The sequence below is a fragment of the Sphaerisporangium dianthi genome (genome assembly GCF_042654065.1).
GTDB lineage: Bacteria > Actinomycetota > Actinomycetes > Streptosporangiales > Streptosporangiaceae > Sphaerisporangium > Sphaerisporangium dianthi.
Map to the genome: position 1 here is coordinate 367335 of NZ_JBHSFP010000002.1, position 18542 is coordinate 385876.

Below are 18542 nucleotides of genomic sequence, written 5' to 3' on the forward strand. Positions count from 1 at the left end.
GGGAACAGGATGCTCACTCCGTCGTCGAGCGCGACCCTCGGGCCGTCGCCTTCGGCCGGAGTCTGGCCGCCGCGGCGCCTCACCCGGCTGTCGGACAGGCCACCTGGCGTCATCCGTCACCCGCGCGGCCGCAAGGGGCTGATCACGCTCACGCTGTGCGCGGACGGCGTAGAGGAGAGGTGCGTCTCCAAGCGCCACGGCGACCTCTACCGTGCCGCCCGTGCCGCCACCTGGGGTGATCCCTGGCCATGGCCGGCAGGTCTCAGCGGTCACCCGGTAGCCGCAATTCACCGCAAACCCTCGCACATACGGAGAAATATGGACGAAACGTGATCGTCGGACGGCGGCAATAGATCACGCTCAGACTTTCCTCCAGAGATCTTGGAGGTGTCTGTGGACTACAGCAGGCGTGGATTCCTCACGGCCGTCGGTGCGTCAGGAGGCGCCGGCGCGCTCCTCGCCACGATGGGCGCGCTCGGCCTCGCACCCACCGCGGAGGCGGCGACCCGCACTCGCTTCGACCCACCCCAACCGTCCGACTTCACCCTCACCGGCCGGCGCGCGAAGAAGGTGATCGTCCTCGGTGCGGGCGTCGCCGGCCTGGCCACCGCCTACGAACTGGGCAAAGCGGGCTACGACTGCACCGTACTGGAAGCGCTCGACCGGGTCGGCGGCCGCAACTGGACCATCAGAGGAGGTGATCGGATAACCGAGCTGGACGGTTCCACGCAGATCGCCCGCTTCTCCGACGGCATCTACATGAACGCGGGCCCCGCACGGCTCGCGCAGTGGATGGTCACCATGGACTACTGCCGCGAGTTGGGCGTCGATCTGGAGGTCTTCACCAACTCCAACGCGCAGACCTACATCTTCAACGCCTCGGCCGGGATGACGGCCCCGGTCACCTGGCGCACCGCCAAGGCGGACGTCTACGGCTACATCTCAGAGCTCCTCGCGACCGCCACCGACGGCGGCGCGCTCGACGCCAAGCTCACCGCGCAGGACAAGGAGCGGCTCCTCACCTTCCTGCGCGGCTTCGGCGCGATCGGCACCAAGGCCAACGGCTACGCCTACACCGGCGGCGAGCGCCGGGGCTACAGCACCGACCCCGGGGCGGGGGAGCAGCCCGGCACCCCCCTCGGCCCCGTTCCCTCCCTGTCGGACGTGCTCGCCAGCGGCGTCGGCCAGCGCTTCTCCTTCGAGCTGGGCTACGACCAGGCGATGCTGATGTTCCAGCCGGTCGGCGGCATGGACGCCATCCCCAAGGCGTTCGCCGAGGCCGTGGGCAGGCACAAGATCTTGCTGCGGTCGAAGGTCACGAAGATCACCGACCTGCCTGACGGCGTCGAGGTCGAGTACCAGGACAAGCACGGCAAGACTCGCACTCTCAAGGGGGACTTCTGCGTGGCGGCCATGCCGCCGCACATTCTCGCCAAGACCCCGCACAACCTCGGCTCCGACGTCCAGGCCGCCCTGTCCACGCCGACCGTCACCTCGTCCGGCAAGATCGGCCTGGAGTACCGCCGCCGCTGGTGGGAGATGGACGAGAACATCTACGGCGGCATCACCAACACCGACCTGGACCTGTCCGTCGTGTGGTACCCGTCCTACGGATACGGCAAGCGGCGCGGCCTGGTCATCGGCTACTACAACAACGGCTCCAACCAGGACGCCTACGCCGCGCTCCCGCATCCGCAGCGGGAGAAGCGCGCCATCGAGCAGGGCGTGAAGATCCACGGCGCGAAGTACCGCGACGAGTTCGTCACCTCCGTGTCGGTGTCGTGGAGGCTCCAGCCGCACATCGAGGGCGCCTGGGTCGGCTGGCCGTCCCGCACCGGCGCCTACCAGCTCCTCAACAGACCGGCCGGTCATGTCCACTTCGCCGGCGACTGGCTCAGCTACATGATCGCCTGGCAGGCCGGCGCCCTGGAATCCGCCCGCAAGACCGTCACCGACCTCCACCAGCGCGTTCTCGCCCACTGACGGACGGTGGCGGCGGACGGGAGCTGAAGTTCGTGTGATTTGAGTAGAACGCACCATGTGTCCTACTCAAATCACACGCCCACTCAGAGACTCTCGGTCACCGGACGGCGGGCGCTGAGGCGGGCGGGAACAGCGGTGAGCGCCGCCACCACGAGCACGGTCGCCAGCACCACGACGAGCAGCTGCCCGAGCGAGGGAAGCGTGGCCCGGTCACCGTCGCCGCCGGTGATGGCGTTTATCGCGGCGAACAACAGGAAGCCTCCCGGGAAGACGCCCAAGACGGCGCCGAGGAGCGCGGGCAGCACCTGCGCGGCCGCCATCGCCACACTCACCTCACGAGGGGTCGCGCCAAGGGCGCGCGCCAGCGCCGACGAATGCCGGTTGTCGAGCACCGTCGCCCAGGTGATGACGATGGCGTTGACCGCCGCCAGGGCGAGCAGTATGACCGTCCAGACCAGGAGCACCTGGCGCAGCACCTCCACCTGAGCATCGTCATACCCACCCGTGAGTGGTTGGGCGGTGAGGAAGGCGTTGAGCACCAGCAGGACGAAGACGCCGCTGACCGTGATCGCGATGCTGACCACACCCAGCACGACCCGTCGCGGCCGGCGGGCGGCGGCCCGCAAGGCGAGAAGCAGCGGGACGGGCAGTCGTGCCGAGATCGCGATCAGCCAGCCGATGCGGCAGGGCGGGCGTGGCGAGTCGGCCAGCGCGTCGACGGTGCTGGAGCGGGCGGCGCGCACGGCCGGGACGACGGTCGCGACCACCGCGACTCCGAGGGCCACGGCGGTCACCGAACCGACCGTGGACATGGTCATCGACGGCACGCCCGCGCCGCCGACCAGGCCGGCACTGGACTCGGTGAGCAAGGGAGCCGCCAGCGATCCGACCGCCAACCCTGCCGCCGCCGCGACGATGGCCACCAGGACATACTCCGCGAGCAGCACGGCAGCGACCAGGCTCGGTGTGCCGCCGACCGCTTTCAGGAGTCCGACGCGCCTGGTCTGATCGGCCATCCGGCCGCCGACCAGCACCGACAGACCGGCCACGGCGAGCAGACCGAGCAGCCAGGCTCCGATCATCAGAAGGATCTGGGAGTCTTCGGCCAGCTCGGTGGCGTCGTCGAGGATGTTCTCCCACGTCTGCATGAACAGAGCGCCGCGTTGTTCACCGTGGTGCGCACCGGCGAACGCCTGAGCCTCGTCCGGGTCGGCCAGCTTCACGTTCATCACGTAGGACAGGGAGCCTGGATCCGGGGTGAGACTCCGCACGTCCGCCCGGGTGAGCCAGACCAGGCCGGGGTCGCGCAACAACCCCGTGGGCACCCCGGCGGCGGCCGGATCGTCGGGAACGGGGCCGCTCATGCAGCCGACCGAGACGACCAGGCAGGACGCCCCCGGATAGGGCGACGCGGCGGCGGTGACCGCGATGCCGACGACCTCGAACGACCGGCCGTCCAGGGTGACCGGATCACCGACGCGCACATGGAGCGCGCCGGCGAAGGCGGCCTCGACCACCACGCCGCCATCGCCGACCCAACCACCCTGTGTCACCTTGGGCTGGTCGACCGACGCGGGCGCGACGTCGCGCCCCACGACCTGCACATCCGAGGTTCGATCCGACGCCTGAAGCTTCGCCGGGATGACCGGGTACGGTCCGCTGTGGTCGATGACGCCGGGAGCGCCGGCCAGTTTCTCGAGCTCAGGGAGGAACTGCGCGGGCCGGCCGACGCCGGCGACCACGTCGGGTCCGTTGGTCGCCTCCCGGGTGCTCTGGTAGGGGTCGCGGGCCGCGTCGCGCAGGACGAGCCCGAGCGTCAGCGTCGTGGTGGCCGCCATGATGGCGAGCAGGAGAAGCGCGGCCTCGGTGCGGCGCCGCCGGAGGTCACGCACGGCGAGGCGGCCCGCGAGCAGGATGCGGCCCATCGCCCTCAGTCCTCCAGCCCGGCGAGGGCGCCGAGCTGCCCGGTGGCGCCACCGGTCAACCTGGTCTCGTCCACGAGCACGCCGTCGCGCATCGAGATCATCCGGTCCGCGGTGGCCGCGATCCGCACGTCGTGGGTGACGATGACCAGCGTCTGGCCGGACTCGTGCAGGCTCTCGAAGAGCCGGAGGACGTCCAGGGTGGCGGCGCTGTCCAGATTGCCGGTCGGTTCGTCGGCGAGAACGACCAGCGGTTCGTTGCTCAACGCCCGGGCGACCGCGACCCGCTGCCGTTGGCCGCCGGACAGCGCCGAGGGCAGGAAACGCGCCCGGTCCGCGAGCCCGACCCGCTCCAGCAGCTCCTCCGCACGCCGTCTGGCGTCCCGCGGCGAGCGTCCGGCCAGCAGCGCCGACAGCTCGACGTTCTCCACGGCGGTGAGCTCCTCCATCAGGTGGAAGGACTGGAAGACGAAGCCGACGGCGGTCCGTCGCATCCGGGCCAGGGCCTTCTCGCCGATGTCGTCGATGCGACGGCCGTTCAGCGACACCTCTCCACCCGAGGGCCGGTCCAGTCCTCCGAGCATGTGCAGGAGCGTGGACTTCCCACAGCCGCTGGGCCCCATGATCGCCACGGTCTCTCCGGAGCCGATGTCGAGATCGACCCCGTCGACGGCGCGCACCAGCCCTTCCGCCTTGCCGTACTCCTTTCGCAACCCGCGGGTGCGAAGCACGGGCGTTTCGGCGGCGTTGCTCACGAGCCACTCCTTCGGTGGGTCCAGTTCTTCTCACATGCCTCGAGCCAGCGCAGGTCCGCCTGAAGCCGGAGCACGATGCCCTCCAGCAACAGCGCCGCATCCGAGTGATCAGGTTCGGCCATGGCGGCGCGCTGGGCGTCACGCAGCCGGCGCAGCAGCTCGCGGCGCTGGGTGTCGACGATGGTGAGCGGGTCGGCCAGCCGGGCCGACGCGGCCGCGATCAGCTTGAGATGGAACTCCGCGAGGTCGGGTCGTGGCCAGCTCACTTCGGCGATCCACTCGGCGACTCGCTGCTGGCCGTCGGGGGTGAGCGCGTACACCTTGCGGTCCGACCTGTCGGCGCCATCGGCGGACCTCTCGACCGCCAGCAGGCCGGCCTTCTCCAGCCGGGTCAGCGTGACGTAGATCTGCCCGGCGTTCATCGCGTCACCGAGCGGGCCGAGCGCGTCGCGAAGCCGCGCGCGCAACTGGTAGCCGTGCGCGGGCTCCTTGGCCAGCATCGCCAGGACCACTTCTTGCCGCATGGGACCCCCTAACCGTTAGCCCATACGTCTAACGGTTATCCCCATCGCCGTCAAGCCCGCGCGGGACCGGTCGTGGAGAGCGTCCGCCGATGGAGTGGATCACCCACCGGTCGCCGGCGCGTAGGCGGGGCGGGCTCCGCGGACGTTGAGCATGATGGCGTAGACCGAGGTCGAGGCGGTCATGAACAGCCAGTTGCGCTTGAGCCCGCCGAAGACCAGGTTGGACGTCTTCTCGGGCAGCCGCAGCCTCCCGATCAGCGTGCCGTCGGAGGCGAAGCAGTGCACACCGTCGTGCGTGGCCGCCCAGATGCGCCCGGTGTCGTCGAGCCGGATGCCGTCGAACGAGCCGGCCGTGCACTCGGCGAGGACCTCGCCGCCGGACAGCGTGCCGTCGTCGCGCACGTCGAACACCCTGAGATGCCTCCGCCGGGTGTCCACGACGTACAGCAGTCGCTCGTCCAGCGAGAAGGCCAGGCCGTTGGGGCGCTCGAAGTCGCCCGCCACCACGCGCACCTCGCCGGTGACGGGATCCACGCGGTACACCTGGTCGGCGCCGATCTCGCTCTCGGCCCGGTGGCCCTCGTAGTCGCTGGTGATGCCGTAAGACGGATCGGTGAACCAGATGGAGCCGTCGGACCTGACGACCACGTCGTTGGGGCTGTTGAGCCGCTTGCCCTGCCAGCGGCCGGCGATGGTGGTGATCGACCCGTCGTGCTCGGTACGCGTCACCCGGCGAGTGCCCTGCTCGCACGAGATGAGCCGTCCTTGGGCGTCCAGGGTGTGCCCGTTCGTGTACCCGGCCGGCGACCGGAACGGTGCCACCGTGCCCGTCAGCTCATCCCACCGCAGCATGCGGTCGTTGGGGATGTCGCTCCACACCAGGTATCGCCCCGCGGGCACGTACACCGGCCCTTCGGCCCATCGGCAGCCCTGGTAGATGCGCTCGACGCGCTCGTCACCTCCCACCAGGGCGAACCGCTCGTCCAGCTTCTCCAGGTCGGTGGCGATGCTCTCCGTCATGTCCTCAAGCAAAGCCCACCGAACACGATCACGTCAAACGCCGATCTGGCGTGATGAAACGCTGTACATGGCCCGATACGCCGAACGATGTTCGTCGGGGCCGGGTTCGTGCCTGATATCGTCCCCTCATGGACGACATCGACAGGGTGCTGATCGGCCTCCTCCAGCAGGACGCCACCCAGTCCTACGCCGCGCTCGGCGCCGCCGTCGGCCTGTCGGGCGGAGCCGCCCACGAGCGTGTCCGCAAGCTGCGCGAGCGGGGCGTCATCCGGCGCACCACCGTGGACGTCGACCCGGTCGCCGCCGGCCGGGGCGTGCTGGCGTACGTCATGGTCGACGGCTCCACCTGGATGGGCGACACCCGCCAGGCCCTCAGTGCCATCCCCGAGGTCGAAGAGGCCCATGTCATCGCCGGCCCCGCCTCTCTCCTGCTCAAGGTACGGGCCGCCACCACCCAAGATCTCCAGGCGGTGCTACGCAAGATCTTCGAGGTCGACGGCGTGACCAGCACCCAGACCATCGTCGCGCTGGAGACCTTCTTCGAGCGGCCCCTCCACGTCCCCGCCGCGACCGCCCCGTGACCCTGCCGCCGGACGCCCGCACGTGATAGACGGAAACGGCCCGGCGCGGGTACCGGGGAGCCCTCTTCCGTAATGGCCGACCTTGCGGCGATACATGCCCTTTGAGAAATTACCGCCACAGAGTCCAACTAAGTGAACTATGCGGATAAACAAGTTCATTTAGACGTAGATGGGCATTCATTCCTATCTGTTCTACTAGCCGGCGTCTTGATGGGTTCACTGCAGGAAGGTCGATCATGCGTCTCCGCATGCCGCGACGGCTGGTGCTGTCGCTCTCTGTCGCCGTCGCCGTCGTCACCGGTACCACGGCTCTCGCGGCCGCCGCCGACAGCGGGGACGCGCAGGAACGTCACAACCGTGACAGCGCCACGGCGCAGCTCCTGACCAAGGTGGCCCGTGGCACCACCTGGACGCAGAGCGCGGCGCCGCTGGACCTGCAGTTCGACACCTTCCACCCCCAGGGCATGCTCCGGGTCGGCGACCGCTACTACATGTCGTCCGTGGAGATCATCAAGGCGACCACTCCTTGTAACCCCGCCTGCGGCGGCTACGACCGCACTCCCGGCGAGGGCATGGGGCACCTGTTCGAGTTCGACCTCGCGGGCAACCTGCTGCGCGACCTCAAGCTGAAGGACGGCGACGCCTACCACCCCGGCGGCATCGACTACGACGGCCGGTACCTGTGGGTGCCGGTCGCCGAGTACCGCCCGAACAGCAAGGCGGTCGTCTACAAGGTGGACCCGGCCACGTTCAGGGCCTCCGCGGTGATGCACGTCGACGACCACATCGGCGGCATCGTGCACGACCTGAAGAACAAGCGCCTGGTCGGCGTGAGCTGGGGCTCGCGCACGTTCTACACCTGGAACATGGACGGTCGGCTCAAGCGGACGGCGAAGAACCCCGAGCAGTTCACCGACTTCCAGGACTGCGACTACCTCGCCGAGGGCAAGGCCGCCTGCACCGGTGTCGCGAGCCTGAACGTCGGCGGCCAGTCGTTCCAGCTCGGCGCGGTCTCGCTGCTCGACCTGGACTCGCTCACCGCGATCAACACCATCCCGGTGACCGCGCTCAGCGCGGCCGGGAACTCGATCACCCGCAACCCGACCTGGCTCCAGGCGAACGGGAACGCGCTCCAGCTGTTCTCCGTCCCCGACGACGGCAAGTCCACGCTGCTCACCTACACCACCCCCGCCCTCTCCTAACAGCCGGGCGACGGGCGGGCGGAAGACGAGGGCGCGGGGGACGGCTGCGCGGGCGACGGGGCGGGACCTGGGGCGGTCGAGTGCCCCAGGCCCGCCTGGCGGGCGCGGACGATGGCCTCGGCGCGGTCGGCGACCTGGAGCTTGGCGAAGATCGCCGAGATGTGGTTGCTGACGGTCTTGGGGCTGATGGTCAGACGCCGCGCGATGTCGGCGTTGGCCCGGCCGGCGGCGATGAGATCGAGGACCTCGCGCTCGCGGCCGGTCAGATCGGGGAAAGGCTCGTCGGCCGGGACGGCGTGGGCTCCACCGGCGAAGAAGGCGATGATCCGGCGCGCCACGGTCGGGCCGAAGATGGCCTCCCCGGCGGCGACCGACCGGATCGCACGGACGATCTCGTCCTGCTGGGCGCCCTTGACGAGGTAGCCGGAGGCGCCGGCGCGCATGGCGGCGAACACCGACTCGTCGTCCTCGAACATGGTCAGAACGAGGACCCGGGTCCCGGGCACGGACCGCAGGATCGCACGGGTCGCGTCCACGCCGTTGGCGCCGGGCATGTGCAGGTCCATGATGACGACGTCGGGACGTGCGAGCTGGGCCTCCCGGTGTGCTTCGTCGCCGTCGGCGGCCTCGCCCACGACCTCGACATCGCCCAGCGACGCGATCAGGGCGCGAAGCCCCTCGCGCATCATCGGATGGTCGTCGACGATGAGGACCCGGATCGGGTCGGGCGCGGTCATCTACCCTCCAGCGGCAGCAAGGCGTGGACGCGTCCGCCTTGGTCGGTGGGCCCCGCGGTGAGCGTGCCGCCCAGCTCCGCCGCTCGTTCGCGCATGGAGCGCAGTCCGACGCCGTGCCGCCAGGGGGCGCGCCCGGACCCGTTGTCGGTGATCTCCAGGTGCAGCGCGCTGTCCATCCGCAACGTCACCTGGCAGGACGCGGCGTCGCCGTGGCGCAGCGTGTTGGTGACCGCCTCGGTCGCGATCCGGTACGCAGCGACCTCCACCGCCGCGGGCAGCGACGGCAGCGGGTCCGGAGCGTCGACGGTGACGGCGAACGGGGTGGCCTCGCGCCGCCACGACTGCTCGGCCCGCTGCCGCAGCGCAGCGACCAGGCCCAGCTCGTCGAGGTCGGGCGGGCGCAGGTCGTAGACCAGGCGGCGGATGTCGGCGATGGCGCTGGACAGGTCGGCGCGCAGGTCAAGCAGCAACTGGGACGTCCGCGGCGGATCGCTCGCCTGCAGGTTGTGCGCGGCGTCGGCTTTGAGCGTCACCGCGGTCAGCGCCGTGCCGAGGCCGTCGTGCAGATCGCGGCGTAGCCGGCGGCGCTCCTCCTCCCGGGCGGCGACGATCCGCGTACGGGACTCGCGTAGCTGCTCCGAGAGGCGCACGGCCTGCAGCGCGAGACCGATCGGGGCGGCCAGCAGGTTCAACGCCCGGCCGTCGGCGGCGGACAGGCGCGACTCGCCGGTGCGCAGACCGACCAGCAGATCCGCGGGAGGCCCGTCCGCGACCTCCAGGGCCACGGTGTGGCGCACTTCGGGACGCTCGCCGTAGGTGGCGATGAGCCTGCCGTCGGCGCTGACCGCCGCGTACGGCAAGCGCAACGCCTCGCACACCGCGCGCAGCACGCCGTCCAGGCCCGTGCCCAGGCGCACCCCGACCTGCGCCGCCGCCTGCGCCGGGTCGTGGCGCCGGCCGTACATCAGGCGATCCACCAGCGCCTGCAGCGCCGAGCGGGCCGGGGCGAACGCCACCGCGATCACCCCCGTCGCCACCAGCGAGTCGACGGACAGGCGGTCGCGCGCCAGCGCGCCGAGGCCCGCCACGATGCCCAGGTACAGGCCGATGCCGCCTAAGGTGAGCAGGCCGTAGACCAGGGACCGGTTGACGATCAGTCGGATGTCGTACAGCCGGTGCCGCACGATCGCGACCGTCGCGGCGGCGGGGATCAGCGGCAGCGTCAGCAGGAACAGGATCGGCCCCTCGGTGGTGACGATCCGCTGCGCGTTCAGGACGACGAAGACGCCCACCGCCCACAGGAGCCACAGAACCTGGAGCCGCTGCTCCCCCCGGGAACGGTAGGCCCGCAACCCGAGCGCGACGAGCGCGGCCAGCAGCACCAGCAGGTCGGCGCCGACGAACACCGGCACCAGCGCCCCCACGACGCGACCCGCGGCCTCCGGCAGCAGCGGGCTCCGGTCGGCGATCGGCTCGCCGTTGATCGCCCCCGGGGCGAGCGTCAACGTCGGGGTCAGCGCGAGCAGCGCGACCGTCGCGACGGCCACCGGCCGCCACCGGGGGGACAGCGGCCGCCCGTCCGGGAACAGCTGCAGGATCAGCGGCAGGCACACGCAAACGGCCGGAAGCCACACCGAGATGCCCACGACGTCGACCGCCCGCTCCCACGCCGGCGACAGCGCGAACACGCCCGACAGCGCACCCAGGCAGGCCACGCTCACCGCGTAGCAGGCGCCGTACGCGACGAACAGCGACCCGATGCGGTGCCGCGGCCGATGAGTCAGCACGATGGCGCCGAACGCGGTGAACGTCACCGCCATCGCACTGTTGGTCAGCAGGTACGACTCGGCCGCGTCCCCCACGGTGTAGCCGCCCGCCAGCCACGACACCCAGGCCCCAATGATCATCACCAGCACGAGGGCGAACACGACCACCGGCCAGACCCGCCCGGCTGAGTCGCCCTTCCGCCCGGCCCGCCCGGCCCGCCCGGTCAAGGTGCGCTCTGTCCCGGCTCCTTCGGCCGAGGGGTGTTCAGGCTCGGCCCCCTTGACTGACATGTGCTCATCATCAGGCACCACCACCCCGGCGGTCATGGGTGCGCACTCCCATACCGCCTAGGAGCGGCGGGAACGAGATGGGACCCCACCCTCGCGACGCCGGGGCTCCGCCACGTCCACCCTCTGACCTGACGGCACCACGGCGGCGCCTCGGACGACGCCATGACGCACGGCGCCGCGACGGCGAACCCGGACGACGCTCCACGACGCCCCACGACGCCACCAAGACGCGCCTCGGACGAGGCGGCGGACCCCGGCACGCACCTCGGAGGACGACATGAGAACCCCTGACACGGCGACGGCCGTCGACAGCCCGCGAGCCACCGGGCCGCTGCGGGACGTGCGCGGCTTCTGGCGCATCCTGCTCGCGGTCATCGCGCCGCTGCCCATGCTCGCCAAGGGCATCTACTACCTGCTCAGCCCGATCGAGGGCGGCGCCGCGTTCAAGGACGCCGTGGCCGCGTTCACGACCCGTCAGCAGCTCGCCGGCTCCCTGGTATGGCTCGACGTCGTGTTCGTCGCCGGGCTCGTCCCTGCCACCTTCGCGGTCGCCTGGGTGGCGCGGCGAGGCGCGCCGCGACTCGCCACCGCGGGCGCGGTCGTCGCGCTGCTGGGCTTCCTGACCGGCGTCAGCCTGCTCGGCGGCGTGCTGACTCCCGCCTACGTCACTGTGCGGCACGGCCTCGACATCGCCGCGATGGCGAGGCTGGACGAGGCACTGAACGGCGAGCCGCTGATACTCGTGGCAGGCCTGCTGTTCATCGTGGGCGTCGTCTTCGGCCTCGGCCTGCTCGGAGCCGCGCTATGGCGCAGCCGGGCGGTGCCCGCATGGGCGGGCATCGCTCTCATGGCCGGAGGCATCACCCACCCGTTCGTCCCCACCACCATCGGCCAAGGGGTCGGCCTCCTGATCGCCGCCGTCGGCTTCGCCGGCGCGAGCATCGTGCTCGTGCGCATGTCCAACGACGCGTTCGACCTCCCGGCCGTACGCGCGTCCGCGAAAGCGTGACGCGACCACCCGCGCAGCGACCGCGACGGCTCCCGGCCGGGCGGTCGGCGGTGACCGCCGACCGCCCGGCCTCGTGGTCGGCAGTGACCGCCGGCCGCCGACCGCCGGCCGCGTGGTCGGCGGTCGCCGCCGATGATGCCTCAGCGTGCGGTGAGCGCGGTCGCGATGGTGCCGTACATGGTCGACTTGATGCCGCCGAGCGTGGCGCGGTCCTTGCCCACCAGCGGCCGGACCCGTTCGATCGCGGCCTGGACCAGGGCGGCCTCGTCGGCGACGTCGTCGACCAGGCCGAGAGCACGGGCCTCCACCCCGCCGAAGCGCTTCCCGGTGGTCATCGAGGCGACCGCGGCGGCGGGGGTCAGCTTCCCCTGGACGAGCGCGGCCATGCCGGGGGCGAAGGGAAGCGGGATGTCGATCTCCGGGAAGCAGAAGTAGCCGCGATCGGCCCGCATGATCCGGAAGTCGTGCGCCAGCGCGAGCATCGCCCCCGCCCCGAACGCGTGCCCGTTGACCGCGGCGATCGTCGGGACGGGCAGGGTGAGCACCCTGGCCAGCAGCGCCTGCACGTCGGCGACATAGGGAACGAGCTGGTCGCCGTGGCCGGCGAGCCAGTCCAGGTCGAGCCCGTTGGAGAAGAACTTCCCCCGTCCGGCGGTGACCAGCGCCGCCGGCCCCGGGTGGTCGACGACGGAGTCGAGCAGGGAGTGGACGTTCTTCAGCCAGTCCGGCGAGAGGCGGTTCTCCTCGTCGCCCAGGTCCAGCACGAAGACGCCGTCATCCTGCCGCAGTTCAGGCATGGTCGATCCTCTCCGAAACGATTTCTACAGTGACAAGTCCCAGAACTATATTCTAGTCCGCTGGCGGGCATACGCCGATGCGGCCGTCGGGATGTGACCTGGCATGCCACGCGACTCGCTAGCCTTGGCCGCGATGAACCGTTTGACGACGTCGACAGGTGAGTTCGACCTCACCCGCTTCCCCGAGAACCCCCGCGACCCGCTGCGCGCGTGGGACGCCGCCGACGAATATCTGCTGCGGGCGCTCGAGGGGATCGACGGCGAGCCGACCGACCTGTCGGGCACCGTGGTCGTGCTGGGTGACCGGTGGGGTGCCCTGGTCACCGCGCTCGCCGATCACCGTCCCGTGCAGGTCACCGACTCCTTCCTCGCCCAGCAGGCGACCCTGGCGAACATGGGGCGCAACGGGGTCGCCGACGGCACGGTGCGGCTCCACACGACCAGGGACGCGCCTCCGGACCGCATCGACGTGCTGCTCGTCCGAGTGCCGAAGAGCCTCGCGCTCCTTGAGGACCAGCTACACCGCCTCGCGCCCCACGTGCACGCGGGCACCGTGGTCGTCGGCGCCGGGATGGTCACCGAGATCCACACCTCGACGCTGAAGCTGTTCGAACGCATCCTCGGGCCGACGAAGACGTCGCTGGCCGTGAAGAAGGCACGGCTCATCTTCTGCTCGCCCGATCCTGAGCTGCGCCGCGGCGACAACCCCTGGCCGCGGAGCTACGCGCTGCCCGAAGGCGTCGGAGCCGTCTCGAATCTGACCGTCACCAACCACGCGGGCATCTTCTGCGCCGACCGCCTCGACGTCGGCACCCGCTTCCTCCTGCGGAACCTGCCGCGGCGCCGCGGACCCGAACACGTCGTGGACCTGGGCTGCGGCAACGGGGTGATCGGACTCGCCGCGGCACTCGCCAACGGCGAAGCCCAGGTGACCTTCATCGACGAGTCCTACCAGGCGCTGGCGTCGGCGCAGGCCACGTTCCAGGCGAACGCGGACGCGAGCACCGCCGCGACGTTCCTCGCGGCCGACGGCATGGCCGGCGTGCCCGCGGCATCGGTGGACCTGGTGCTGAACAACCCGCCGTTCCACACGCACCGCGCGACGACCGACGAGACGGCCTGGCGCATGTTCAACGGCTCACGCTCCGCGCTCCGGCGCGGTGGCGAGCTGTGGGTCGTCGGCAACCGCCACCTCGGCTACCACGCCAAGCTGCGCCGCCTCTTCGGCAACTGCGAGGTCGCCGCCAGCGACCCCAAGTTCGTCGTCCTGAGAGCCGTCAAGCGCTGACGCCGGCACTCGCGTGCCCGGCGGCTCACGAGGGTGTCCGGCGACTTCCCGCGCGAGAATCACGGGATCCCCTATCGTCGGATCGACACGCTGGAGGCGTAGATGTCCGACCTATCTCCGTTACGCTCCGGTGAGCCCACCCGGTTCGGCGACTACAGAGTGCTCGGCCGCATCGGTCAGGGCGGACAGGGGACGGTGTACCTCGCCGAGTCGCCCGCGGGGGACCGGGTCGCGATCAAGGCCCTGCACGCGCACCACGCGATGGACCAGAACGCGGAGCGCCGGTTCCTGCGCGAGGTCGCCACCGCGCGGCGGGTGGCGACCTTCTCCACAGCACGGGTCATCGAGGTCGGTACGGCGGATCACCAGCCCTACATCGTCAGCGAGTACGTCCAGGGCGCCTCGCTGGAGCAACGGGTCCGGGAACGCGGGCCGCTCACCGGCGACGAACTGGTACGACTGGCGCTGGGCACGGCCGGCGCACTGGCCGCGATCCACCAGGCGGGCGTCGTGCACCGCGACTTCAAACCGAGCAACGTGCTGCTCGGCCCCGACGGCCCGCGCGTGATCGATTTCGGCATCGCCCGCGCCCTGGACTCCCTCACGGCCACCGGCAGCGGCGTCGCCGGCACCCCGACGTACATGGCGCCCGAGCAGATCGCCGGCGAGCAGGTCGGCCCGCCGGCGGACGTGTTCGGGTGGGCGGTGACCATGGTGTTCGCGGCCACCGGCCGCCGTGCCTTCGGCGGTACCAGCGTGCCGGCCGTCCTGCACGCCGTCCTCACCGCCGAACCCGACCTCAGCGAGGTGCCAGAGTCGCTGCGTTCGCTGCTCGGCCGATGCCTGGTCAAGAATCCGCAGGCCAGGCCCACGGCCGCCGAGATCATGCTCCAGTTGGTGGGGCACGGCGCCGCCCGGCCGCCCGGGCCGGCGACCAGCGAGCCGGCCCCAGCACCGTCCTCCGCCGCCTCCGCCGCCTCCGCCGCCTCCGCTCCCGCCTCCGCCGCCTTGCCGGTTCCGGTGCACGGGACCGTGCCACGCGCGGCGGCGGCCGTCACCGCTGCGGGGACGACGGGCAGTGCACCCCGGACCGGCCGCTTCCGTCGTGTCGTGTCGCGCGCGACGGTCCCCCTGCTGAGCGTGCTGCTCGCTCTCGCGGTCACGGCCGGCATCTGGCTCTGGAACTCGTCCGGCAAACACCCCTCCACCTCTGCCGGTTCCCTCACCACTCCCTCCGGCCGATCCACCTCTTCCCCCGCCGTCGTGAACAAGCTGGACAAGGTCGGCGTCGCCCTGGACATCGGCGGCCGTGGTGATCTCTGGTTCAACGATTCGGCCGCACGGGGCCTCGAACGTGCCAAGAAGGAGCTCGGCGCGGGCGAGATCAAGGAACTGGCGGCCAGTGCCGGTGAGACGGAGGAGCAGAAGGCTCAACGGCTGCGAGCGCTCGCCCGGGGCGGACACAACCCGATCGTCGCGATCGGCTACCCCTACACCATGGCGGTCAAGAGCGTCGCGGCCGAGTTCCCGAGCACCACGTTCGCGATCGTCGACAGCGGAGAGAAGGCAGGAGACAACGTCTCGAACCTCGTCTTCGCCGAGCCGGAAGGCGGGTTCCTCGCCGGTGCGGCGGCGGCACTGGCGTCCGAAAGGGGGCGTGTGGGCTTCATCGGTGCGGTCAAGGACGGGGGCCCCATCGAAAGAGCCGCCGCGGGCTTCGCCGCGGGCGCCAGGTCGATCAAGCCGGACATCGAAGTCGACGTCAAGTATGTGACCCGCGCTCCTGATTTCAGCGGCTTCGACGACCCCGCCAAGGGCAAGCTCGTTGCGACGGGCATGTTCGGCGAGGGCGCCGACGTCGTCTTCCAGGCGGCGGGCGGCTCCAACCTCGGCGTCATGCAGGCAGCCAAGGCGGCCGACGGGCACGTCATCGGCGCCGAAGGCGACGAGGCCCGCACCGCGGACGACACATTGCGGGGCGTCGTGCTGACCTCGATCATCAAGCGGGTCGACACGGTCGTCTTCGACTACCTCAAAGACTTCTCCACCGGCTCCGCCAAACCCGGCCTCACCGTCTACGGCGTCAAGGCCCACGCCTTCGCCTACACCACCACCGGCAACCAGATCGACGACATCAAGACCCGCCTGGACGAGGTGCAACAGCGCATCGCCGACGGCCGGATCACCGTCCCGAGCTCGTGATCGGTCATGTCGATGGCCGACGCTCCGGGCATCAGTCCGCCATGACCTCCACCCAGTAGCGGCCGGCGCCGTCCCGATGGGCCCCGTGGATGTCGGTGGCGAGGTCGGGGAACGCCCGGTCGAAGTCCTCCAGCGCTCGCAAGTACGTCATCAGGGGTCCGTCGGCGGGCCCGGTCGCCTCGCCCGGCATCAGCATCGGGATGCCGGGCGGCGTGACCACAACCGTGGCGGCGGCGATCCGGCCCGATAGGTCGACGAGCGGGACGCGTTCGGTCCGGCCTCGGATCAACGCCTGGTAGCAGCCGGCCGGGGTCAGGACGGGCTCGGGCAAGGTGGTGAAGACCTGGTCGAGCAGCTTGCCCGCACCGGAGTCGCGCAGCTTGTCGTGGGCTCGCGCGCAGAACCGCCGCAGCGAGATCGCGGGCGGCCCGAAGCCCGGCAGTACCTCGGCGAGGGGCAGGTCGTCGTCGTAGGCCTTCTTGAAGTCGGTGAGCGCGTCGAGCAGTGTGCCCCATTTGCCCTTGGTGATGCCCATCGAGAACAGCACCAGCAAGGTGTGGTCGCCCGTCTTCTCGACCACGATGCCGCGCCGCTCCAGGTAGGCGGCCACGATGCGGGCCGGAATGCCCCACTCGAGAGTCCCCGCGGCGGCGTCCGCGCCGGGGCAGGTGATCGTCACCTTGACCGGGTCCAGCAGGCAGTACCCCTCGGCGAGCCCGTCGAACCCGTGCCAGGCGGCGCCGGGCTCCAGCGTCCAGCATGCGGGCTCGGCGCACAGCAACGCCAGGTCCGCCTGCGCGAACGGGACGGTCTGGCCGGTGTGCGGGTCGGTGACCGAGGGGGGCTGCCAGACGCCGAAGAACCACTCCGGTCGCCGGCCGTCGTCGCGGATGCGGGCGGCAAGTCGCACCATGGCCTGCCGGAAGCGGACCGCCTCGACGATCGCCTCCTCGGTCAGGAACCGCCCGGACGGGCCGTCCATCATCGCCGCCGCCACGTCCAGCGAGGCGATCATCGGGTACAGCGGCGAGGTGGAGGCGTGCATGAGGTAGGTCTCGTTGAACCGGGCGTAGTCCACCGGCGCTCGCCCGGCGGGGCGCACGTGCAGCATCGCCGACTGCGAGAGCGCCGCCAGGAGCTTGTGCGTGGACTGGGTGGCGAACACCGTCGGACGGTCCGGGCCCGGCAGCGTGCGCTCGTCGACCGCCATGCCGTACCGGCGGTCGTAAAGCGGATGAAACCGGCCATAGGCGAACCACGCCTCGTCGAAGTGCAGCCGTGGGACGCTGGCGCCCAGCAACTCGCCGACCCGCACCGTGTCGTAGCACAGCCCGTCGTACGTCGAGTTCGTGATCGCCGCGTAGGTGGGCTCGCCGGCGACGAGGGGATGGCCGGACAGGAGCTCGCGCACCGCGCCCGCCTCCAGCGCGGCCGGCGGGATAGGCCCCGCCAACCCGAGCCCGTTGCGCTCGGGCACCAGATAGACGGGACGGGCGCCGCTGATGGTGAGCGCGTGCTGGATCGACTTGTGGCAGTTGCGGTCGATCAGCACCGTGTCGTCATAGGCGACCGCGTGATGTCCGACGATGCGGTTCGCGGTGGAGTTGCCGTTGACCACGAAGAACGTGCGGTCGGCGCCGAACACGCGGGCGGCGTTGCGCTCGGCGTCCCCGATCGGGCCGGTGTGCTCCAGGGGCGAGCCCAGCTCCGGGACGGAGATGGACAGGTCGGTGCGCAGCAGCCGCTCACCGTAGAAGTCGAAGAAGGCCCGCCCTACCGGCGACTTCAGGAACGCCACGCCCCCGGCGTGCGCGGGGGTGTGCCAGGAGTAACGATGGTTGTCCTCCAGGCGGCGCAGCGCGCCGAAGAACGGCGGAAGGATCTTCTCGGCGTACTGGTCGGCCGCGTGCGCGATGCGCCCGGCGATGAAGTGCGGAGTGTCCTCAAGCGGGAAGACGTAGCCGTGGATCACCTCGTACACCCACAGTGGAAGCTCCTGCTCCGACGTCATCAGGAACACCGGCAGGCCCCGGAACCGCTTCCCGGTGGCCCCCAGGAGCTCCTCGGCTCCCGGCGCGTCCCAGGCCGCGAGCACCGCCGTGAGCGACGCGTCCGAGCCGATCACCGCCAGCGCGTCCTCGGCCCGATGGGTCCAGCGCACCTGGAACCCGAGCTCGTCCATCGACGCGCACACCCGCCGAAGCTGCTCGGCGAGCGCCGTATCGGCATCGGCCCGCTCCGCGACCGCGGCAAGGACAGTTCGCTCCATACGCCACTCCATGATCGGGGAATCACCACTTCTCCCGACCACCATCACCCACCGTCACTAATGGTAGACGTGTGGTTACCGAATCGACATCGAACGTGCGGCGCCCGGAGACCACACCCAGGGTCGCTTGAGGGGCCGAGTAGGCGGCGAAGCGGCTCAGCTCCGCCCACTCGAAGTCCCGAGCGAAGATCTCACT

15 protein-coding genes are annotated in these 18542 nt (G+C 70.8%); 7 read left to right on the top strand and 8 right to left on the bottom strand.

Features of this window, described 5'->3' with window-relative positions; all coding sequences use genetic code 11:
* The first annotated feature begins 9 nt into the window (after positions 1 to 9).
* Both ACFO60_RS04755 and ACFO60_RS04760 read left to right on the top strand, forming a co-directional pair.
* Positions 10 to 333, top strand: a complete 324-nt coding sequence (locus tag ACFO60_RS04755; protein WP_380837386.1) for a small ribosomal subunit Rsm22 family protein — start codon at positions 10 to 12, stop codon at positions 331 to 333.
* 60 nt (positions 334 to 393) lie between these two features.
* Entirely contained in the window at positions 394 to 1983 is a 1590-nt protein-coding gene (locus tag ACFO60_RS04760) for a flavin monoamine oxidase family protein (protein ID WP_380837389.1), read from the top strand.
* An 83-nt stretch (positions 1984 to 2066) separates the two neighbouring features.
* On the opposite strand, the gene ACFO60_RS04765 is transcribed toward ACFO60_RS04760, so the two are convergent.
* From ACFO60_RS04765 to ACFO60_RS04780, 4 genes are all read right to left on the bottom strand, one after another.
* Positions 2067 to 3908 carry an FtsX-like permease family protein gene (locus tag ACFO60_RS04765; RefSeq protein ID WP_380837392.1) on the bottom strand — a complete coding sequence of 614 codons (1842 nt, stop codon included), beginning with the start codon at positions 3906 to 3908 and terminating at the stop codon, positions 2067 to 2069.
* Positions 3909 to 3913: 5 nt separating this feature from the next.
* On the bottom strand, positions 3914 to 4660 hold the full coding sequence (locus tag ACFO60_RS04770) for an ABC transporter ATP-binding protein (protein ID WP_380837394.1): 747 nt from the start codon (positions 4658 to 4660) through the stop codon (positions 3914 to 3916).
* Positions 4657 to 5184 carry a PadR family transcriptional regulator gene (locus ACFO60_RS04775; RefSeq protein WP_380837397.1) on the bottom strand — a complete coding sequence of 176 codons (528 nt, stop codon included), beginning with the start codon at positions 5182 to 5184 and terminating at the stop codon, positions 4657 to 4659. The genes ACFO60_RS04770 and ACFO60_RS04775 overlap by 4 nt, the downstream gene beginning before the upstream one ends.
* Positions 5185 to 5283: 99 nt before the next feature.
* Positions 5284 to 6204: an SMP-30/gluconolactonase/LRE family protein gene (locus ACFO60_RS04780; protein ID WP_380837399.1), complete on the bottom strand. Its 921-nt coding sequence runs from the start codon at positions 6202 to 6204 to the stop codon at positions 5284 to 5286.
* 128 nt (positions 6205 to 6332) lie between these two features.
* On the opposite strand from ACFO60_RS04780, the gene ACFO60_RS04785 reads away from it, so the two are divergent.
* Together ACFO60_RS04785 and ACFO60_RS04790 are read left to right on the top strand one after the other, a co-directional pair.
* The gene (locus ACFO60_RS04785) at positions 6333 to 6785 is read left to right on the top strand and encodes an Lrp/AsnC family transcriptional regulator (protein WP_380837402.1); all 453 of its coding nucleotides are present in this window, start codon (positions 6333 to 6335) and stop codon (positions 6783 to 6785) included.
* Positions 6786 to 7021: 236 nt separating this feature from the next.
* Entirely contained in the window at positions 7022 to 7987 is a 966-nt protein-coding gene (locus ACFO60_RS04790) for a DUF6454 family protein (RefSeq protein WP_380837404.1), read from the top strand.
* Here the strand turns inward: ACFO60_RS04790 and ACFO60_RS04795 are convergent.
* Positions 7984 to 8724 carry a response regulator gene (locus ACFO60_RS04795; protein WP_380837407.1) on the bottom strand — a complete coding sequence of 247 codons (741 nt, stop codon included), beginning with the start codon at positions 8722 to 8724 and terminating at the stop codon, positions 7984 to 7986. The two genes, ACFO60_RS04790 and ACFO60_RS04795, sit on opposite strands and share 4 nt — an antisense overlap.
* Entirely contained in the window at positions 8721 to 10781 is a 2061-nt protein-coding gene (locus tag ACFO60_RS04800) for a sensor histidine kinase (protein WP_380837410.1), read from the bottom strand. The genes ACFO60_RS04795 and ACFO60_RS04800 overlap by 4 nt, the downstream gene beginning before the upstream one ends.
* A gap of 277 nt (positions 10782 to 11058) precedes the next feature.
* Between ACFO60_RS04800 and ACFO60_RS04805 the strand changes: the two genes are divergently transcribed.
* Positions 11059 to 11790 (top strand): hypothetical protein, encoded by a 732-nt coding sequence (locus ACFO60_RS04805; protein ID WP_380837413.1) that lies wholly within the window; start codon positions 11059 to 11061, stop codon positions 11788 to 11790.
* A 140-nt stretch (positions 11791 to 11930) separates the two neighbouring features.
* Here the strand turns inward: ACFO60_RS04805 and ACFO60_RS04810 are convergent, their stop codons facing one another.
* A complete protein-coding gene (locus tag ACFO60_RS04810) occupies positions 11931 to 12587 on the bottom strand; it encodes an enoyl-CoA hydratase-related protein (protein WP_380837416.1) in 657 nt (218 codons plus the stop codon).
* 133 nt (positions 12588 to 12720) lie between these two features.
* Here ACFO60_RS04810 and ACFO60_RS04815 point away from each other — a divergent pair, with 133 nt between their 5' ends.
* Together ACFO60_RS04815 and ACFO60_RS04820 are read left to right on the top strand one after the other, a co-directional pair.
* The gene (locus ACFO60_RS04815; RefSeq protein ID WP_380837418.1) at positions 12721 to 13875 is read left to right on the top strand and encodes a methyltransferase; all 1155 of its coding nucleotides are present in this window, start codon (positions 12721 to 12723) and stop codon (positions 13873 to 13875) included.
* A 102-nt stretch (positions 13876 to 13977) separates the two neighbouring features.
* Positions 13978 to 16077: a BMP family ABC transporter substrate-binding protein gene (locus tag ACFO60_RS04820; protein WP_380837421.1), complete on the top strand. Its 2100-nt coding sequence runs from the start codon at positions 13978 to 13980 to the stop codon at positions 16075 to 16077.
* A 31-nt stretch (positions 16078 to 16108) separates the two neighbouring features.
* On the opposite strand, the gene ACFO60_RS04825 is transcribed toward ACFO60_RS04820, so the two are convergent.
* Positions 16109 to 18346, bottom strand: a complete 2238-nt coding sequence (locus tag ACFO60_RS04825; RefSeq protein ID WP_380837424.1) for an Orn/Lys/Arg family decarboxylase — start codon at positions 18344 to 18346, stop codon at positions 16109 to 16111.
* Positions 18347 to 18542: the final 196 nt, after the last annotated feature.